Annotated in this window: 7 protein-coding genes; all 7 read left to right on the top strand. The window is 44.9% G+C overall.

Annotated features, from left to right (window positions below; translation table 11 throughout):
- Positions 1-1,200 (top strand): DUF4368 domain-containing protein (locus DWZ44_RS17960; protein ID WP_243002163.1); only part of this gene is annotated, 1,200 nt, incomplete at its 5' end.
- On the top strand, positions 1,197-1,541 hold the full coding sequence (locus tag DWZ44_RS17955) for a TnpV protein (protein WP_117805435.1): 345 nt from the start codon (positions 1,197-1,199) through the stop codon (positions 1,539-1,541). The genes DWZ44_RS17960 and DWZ44_RS17955, both read left to right, overlap by 4 nt.
- A 145-nt stretch (positions 1,542-1,686) precedes the next feature.
- Entirely contained in the window at positions 1,687-2,058 is a 372-nt protein-coding gene (locus tag DWZ44_RS17950) for a PadR family transcriptional regulator (protein WP_242998616.1), read from the top strand.
- Positions 2,055-2,513 (top strand): HAAS signaling domain-containing protein, encoded by a 459-nt coding sequence (locus tag DWZ44_RS17945; RefSeq protein WP_117805434.1) that lies wholly within the window; start codon positions 2,055-2,057, stop codon positions 2,511-2,513. Before DWZ44_RS17950 ends, DWZ44_RS17945 begins: the two co-directional genes overlap by 4 nt.
- 2 nt (positions 2,514-2,515) lie before the next feature.
- Entirely contained in the window at positions 2,516-2,956 is a 441-nt protein-coding gene (locus tag DWZ44_RS17940; RefSeq protein WP_117805433.1) for a DUF6591 domain-containing protein, read from the top strand.
- A gap of 290 nt (positions 2,957-3,246) precedes the next feature.
- Complete coding sequence (locus DWZ44_RS17935) at positions 3,247-3,771, top strand: hypothetical protein (RefSeq protein WP_015516227.1); 525 nt, start codon at positions 3,247-3,249, stop codon at positions 3,769-3,771.
- Positions 3,772-3,898: 127 nt separating this feature from the next.
- Positions 3,899-4,095 (top strand): DUF3847 domain-containing protein (locus DWZ44_RS17930; protein ID WP_117805436.1); only part of this gene is annotated, 197 nt, incomplete at its 3' end.

Raw genomic sequence — 4,095 nt, 5'->3', positions numbered from 1 at the left:
AAAAACAAGACTTTCAAAGATGTGTACGGCTGGGGTTCTTCCACCATCTGCAACATTCTTGAAAAGCGTGAATATCTGGGACACACCATCAATTTCAAGACTCGAAAGCACTTCAAGGACAAGAAAAGCCATTATGTCCCGGAGGACGAATGGACGATTTTCGAGAATACCCATGAAGCTATCATTGACCAGCAGACCTTTGACCTTGTGCAGAAAATCCGTGGGAATGTCAGACGCTACCCGGACGGCTGGGGCGAAGCAGCTCCCCTCACAGGCTTGCTTTATTGTGCCGATTGCGGCGGCAAGATGTATGTCCACCGTACCAACAACGGCAAGCGTATTTCTCAATATACCTGTTCCCAATACAGCAAAGTCCCAGTTGGAAAGCTCTGCACGACACAGCACCGTATCAATGAAGATGTGGTTCTGTCCCTTGTCTCTGAAATGCTGAAAGCCATTGCCGAGTATGCCAAGCATGACCGAGCCGAGTTTGTCCGTGTGGTGCAGGAAGCGCAGTCCAGCCAGCAGACGGCAGAGGTCAGAAAACAGCGCACACGCCTTGCCACAGCAAAGCAGAGAGTTTCCGAGCTGGAAGTCCTGCTCTGCAAAATCTATGAGGACAACATTTTAGGCAAGCTGTCCGACAGCAGATACGCCACTCTGGACGCTCAATACGAAAAGGAACAGTCCGAGCTTACCGCTGAAATCTCTGTTCTGGAAAAGGCTGTCAAGAGCTATGAGAAGCACGAAAAGGACGCTGACCGTTTTATCGCTCTGATTGACAAATATGAGAACTTCGACAAGCTGACCATTGCCATGCTCAACGAGTTTATCGAGAAAATCCTTGTGCATGAGCGTGACCGCAAGGGCAGTATACAGACCACACAGGAGGTCGAGATTTACTTCAATTTTGTCGGGCGATTCGTTCCTCCGGCGTTTGGAGAAGTGGAGCTTACCCCAGAGGAATTAGAAGAAATCCGCAAGCGTGAGGAACGCAAGGACAGGCTTCATCAGAACTACTTGAAGCGGAAAGCCAGCGGAGCGCAGAAGCGATACGAGGACAAAATCAAGGGGAGAAAAAAGGCAGAAATCGAAGCCAAGAAAGCCGCCATTCGTGCAGAGGACATTGCAAAGGGCGTGTTCGTCCCGGTCAGCAGCTTACCGCAGAGAGAGCCGATGAAAGGAGTACAAACAGCATGAATATCACTTACACACAGAACGGCGATTATCTTATCCCGAACATCATTATCCGCAAGACCAAGCCCCTCGGACACTACGGCAGACTTCGCAAGGCGTATCTGGAAATGCACCGCCCGATACTGTTCAATGAGCTGGCGCTATCCGACAAGCTCTTTGAGCATTGCGCCGAGATTGACGAAGCGGCACGAAGCCGCATGGAGCTGATCGTGCCAGAGCTGGCAAAGCAGTACGGCGTGACAGAGCAACTGAAAGCTGAAAACCAAATGGAATGGGTGCGGCAGATGAACGCTTGCAAGGCACAGGCAGAGGAGATTGTGAAGTTTGAGCTGATTTATGACTGATACTGAGAGCGCCCGGACGAAAAATGTTCGGGCGCTCAAACGCTTGAACAAACTGTAACTTTTTCAAGGAGTCTATTGACTAAGGCACCGAGTATGAGTATAATTAGTTCTGCTGCTTAGCAACGCTAATCAGCAGAACTAAAGTGTGGTGAAGATTATGGATAACAAATATGTGCAACAATTCAAAAAAGGCTCTCTTGAAATGATACTATTATCCTTAATCGGGCGCAAAGAGACCTATGGCTATGAAATAATCACAGAGTTAAATAGCAGTGCATCTGTCTTAGGATATGCAAAAGAGGGAACGATTTACCCTATTCTGTATCGCTTACAAGAAGCGGAACTAATTCAATGTCGTTTAGCACCAGCGGCTGCTAATGGCGGATCAAAAAAATATTACTCCCTTACTCTTAAAGGAAAGGAAGTTTTACAGGAATTGATTACGTTTTGGTCCAGCTATACGGATTGTGTAAATAGCTTTATCGCCACCTATCAACAAACGGAGGTCTCAGAATGAAGGAGCAATACATAAGGCAGGTTGAAAAGGAATTAAATTTATCACGCAAAGCCAAAACCGAGGTTGTGCGTGACTTGAATGAAATATTTAATTCTGCCGTGGAGCATGGAGAAACTGAACAACAGGTAATCGAAAGGCTTGGAACGCCGCAAGAATTTGCTAACAGCACAGCAGAACAGTTTGGAATTGATAATTCCGTCCCAAAGAAACGGAAATGGATCATTTCAAGTGTCATTTCCCTTGTGGTAGCTATTGTTGCTTTTTTAATTTATGCTACTGCAAAGTCTGGTAAAGTGCCGGAAGGAGCAATCGGGCAAGCAGACGCAATGACAAACATTCAGGTTAATGGTGATTTTATTTTTGATGTTTCTCAAATTATTTTATTGGTTGGCATAATCGCTTTTGTATTTGCCACAATTCAGATTATCAGAGCTGTCCACAACAATAGGAGGTAACTATGAAAAGATTTATTCCGGGAATTGCAATTTTGCTTATATTGTCATTGACTGCTTGCTCCGCCCCAAAAACACCACCCAAAGACACAGGAGACGCAAGCAATTCGCAATCTGAAGGTATTATTAGGCTTGATGAGGGAGAATGGCCAGTCAATGAATATACTGAGGGACTTCCCGTTCCAACTGGCACAGTTGCATGGGCTATGCTTGATACAGAACACGGAAATTTCAGTATCAGTATTGCAGGTATAGACGAAAATGACTATGATAACTACATGGAACTTTTGATACAAGAGGGCTTTTCAGTAGTTGAGAATGTGTCAGAGAAAATCAAAGGAGAAAACTATGTTTCTGTCGGGACACTCCTATCAAATGGAGAAAAAGGTTTAAGTATCAGCTATATACCTGATAATTTAACAATTTATGTTTCATTTGAAAAATGAGAGCGTGCAATAAACAGCGAAGCAAAATCCCTTTAGGAACTAAAGGGCGCACTTCTATACTCTCTGTCGAGAGTAGTGCGTCCTGCGGAGCTTCATTCTCCGTCAGCAGAAGAAAACTGCATGACCGAGAATGTTGCGTCACTTCGTTCCGTCAAGGTGGCTACACCCCCTTGCGCCGCTAAAGCGGCTATCCCCTGTGGACTTGCCGTCCGCAAACGGTTTTGACAAACCGTTCGCCGCCAGCAAGTTTGAAAATCAAGAATCTTAATTTGATAAAGGAGTGTGATTCTATGAAAAAGAAATTACCCATAATCCTCTTGGGTGTTATTTTGGCTTGTGTGTTGGTTTTCGGTTTCCTTTATGCAAACAATGACATTGGTAAAACCGCAAACAGTTTAGAAGCAGACATTCGCCAATCTCAAAAAATTTTGGATGATTGGATTGTTGATGGAAGCATTTCCGACACAATGGCTGCATTTATTTCTTACCCACAGGACAAGACAGACCACACTTTTTCTGTCTATGTAAATCGCCCTGGCTTGTCTTTTGGATATTTCTTCCGTGGTGGTGGAGATATAGTTGAGGTTGATGATTACATTGCAGAGTTTGTTGTTGAGGGAAATAACGAAAGGGCATTTATCTCAATGAATACCCAAAATATTGTTCGACTTGAAGTAGATGATGGCAACGGCATTCAGGTGATTGATATTGATAGTGGCAAGCCTTTCGCCATTGTCCTGCCCCTCAATGTAGGAAACATCTGTTTCTATGATACGAATGGAAATGTTGTGGAATATCTTCGCCAACAACTTTGACCAACTTCAATTTACCGAACTGAACACAACAACTGAATACCGAAAAACTGACCGTTGACTGGTCGCAATCTGCGAAAAGTTGACGGTCTTTTTTTATCCCCATTTTCAAAAAAGGAGGTCACGAAAAATGGCAAAACCGAAAAACCTTGAACAGCTCCGAGCCGAAAAGGAACAGGTCGAGACACAGCTTGCACAGGAACAGCACAAGCTGGAGCGTCTGGAGAACAGAAAGAAGTATCTGGAGAAAGGCGAGAGACAAAAGCGCACCCACCGTCTTTGCAATCTGGGCGGCACGATTGAGAGCCTTGCCCCGGAGGTCAAAGA

The organism is Blautia sp. AF32-4BH (assembly GCF_003460565.1).
In the GTDB taxonomy this organism is placed as follows: domain Bacteria; phylum Bacillota; class Clostridia; order Lachnospirales; family Lachnospiraceae; genus Fusicatenibacter; species Fusicatenibacter saccharivorans.
Note: the sequence above shows the minus strand (reverse complement) of the source record. Positions and strands in the feature narration are given on the sequence as shown.